The sequence below is a fragment of the Rhizobium sp. MHM7A genome (assembly GCF_005862215.1).
GTDB classification, from domain to species: Bacteria; Pseudomonadota; Alphaproteobacteria; order Rhizobiales; family Rhizobiaceae; genus Rhizobium; species Rhizobium bangladeshense.
Genome location: NZ_VCHT01000062.1, coordinates 1 through 1,906, shown reverse-complemented (window position 1 = coordinate 1,906; position 1,906 = coordinate 1). Strand labels below are relative to the sequence as shown.

Here is a 1,906-nt window from a genome sequence, read left to right as displayed (position 1 = left end):
GCCGTGACCGGCGCAACTGCCTGACGTCACAAACAAGCGCCTTGTTCAGGCGTCCATGAAACAACGTGACATCGCCCTCACGATCTATCTTATGCGCGACGGAGCGTCTGAGAGGTTGTCGGATGTAGCTTAGCGATTGAGTGGCGTAAGATGCGCTTGTCTAAGCCAGCGCTGCCACCACATCTCGCGGAGCCATCAGCGACGATAGTTGCTGCCGCTCTCATTTCAGCCGTTGAGCGCTTACGACCATTCAGCATGAACGCATGAACGCATGCACAAAGAAAGGCGACACGGCAATATATCCTGCCCAATGTGGACCCCACAGCGTCTCCCCACCGAAGGACATTCGACTCTCTTTAAATGGCGTTCAATAATAGCCAATCACTCAATATCACAGATTCCCAAGAGCGGTGGGGGACGCCGCTAAGCTGGCTCTTCAAGATCCATTGGATGACCGATAATCTTGAAGAATGCGACGCGTGTTGGCCGGCCTTTATAGAACGCTACAGTTTTGCCCTTTGAACTGAAGCGAGAGATAATGGCTGCACAAAAGTTGCGACTCTACGCAACCTAAATGGGCACACAGCCAGAACATGACATTTTATTGCACCGAAGAGGCAACAATGGCGCCAGTTGTACATTATAAACTCTTTCCAATAACAACGAGTTATCTCTCAGCCTATATATTCCTAGATTCTTCCACCGCAGAGCTCCTTGCTATCTCCTAACTCTCTTGCACATCACCACAAGCACTCGTCTTCATTCCTTCCCTTGCCTCACGATGACCTGGAAAATTAGGGGGCCATACAAACAATCTGATCCTAGAATACTTGCGGCTCTTATCGAGGTAGACAGACGTATTTACGCTGTTGGGCACGGGTCTACTACTCTCTCTTACGTGTATCTGCCTGAGGTGGATGCAAAGAACTGTGTAGAGGCTGGCAACTTTAGGGGAGCGACCACCGATATCGTCGTGACGAATTTGTCTCCGGCCGATGCTCGTCCTGCTACTCACAATCAACAGCTTAATCGCTTCATCGCAGTTACTGATCTGCTCACAATGGTGGCATGGGGGCACCCCAGCTGGGCGGTATAAAGTAGCCGTACAATGGCCCTACTGTATTTGTGTTTTTTATGTTCTTGTTAAATCTTCTATGTTTACCGTTATACGCTTGTCCGTATGATATCATTCCATCGTGTAACGTTATTGTATTGTCTTAATATTAATAATAAAGGGCCTGGCAAATTATCTAATCTACTTGTTGATCATATTCTTGCGTTATGAAATATATGAGTGCACATATACGGCACCGTAAAGTTAACGGACGGCTGATGAGGATGTGCGTACATGGGCCATGTCAGAAGTTGCTCGTGATCCGCTTTATCGTCGCCACCGCTTTCCCGCTGAGATCATTGTGCACGCGGTATGGCTCTACTTTCGCTTTCCGCTCAGCCTGCGCATGGTTGAGGACATGCTGGCGGCCCGCGGCATCATCGTCACGCATCAGACCGTTCGAAGCTGGGGCGGAGAAATTCGGACGGCATTTCGCCCGCCATATGTCGTGGGAGACAGAAAGAGGCAACTGCCATGCTCGCGCGAAGCGCGAGCATGGCATGACATTTACATCAGGATATATCCTGCCCGCGCCTCGATCGAGGAGGTCAGCGATTCGGGCGGAGCCTGTCACAACTTTCTTGGTTAACGGTCCACGCGTGTCGGGTTGTCGGGTGGAGCAGCAGCAGCCGGCTCTTCTTGAACGTGAGCGCAACGAATAGCCCACGGCTTTCGTGATTGACTAATTTGGTTTCTGGCTCTCGGTCAGAACGGCGATGTCACGTTGTGAGCGGCTTAACGGTTGTCGGATAATGGGTTGGGATGAACAGTCCTGCCGTCAGCTACAAGAAC

1 pseudogene is annotated in these 1,906 nt (G+C 50.7%); it reads left to right on the top strand.

Going from position 1 to position 1,906, the window contains the following annotated elements:
* Positions 1-1,355: 1,355 nt before the first annotated feature.
* Positions 1,356-1,526 (top strand): annotated as a pseudogene (locus FFR93_RS40350) (IS6 family transposase); the annotation flags it as partial.
* Positions 1,527-1,906 lie beyond the last annotated feature (380 nt).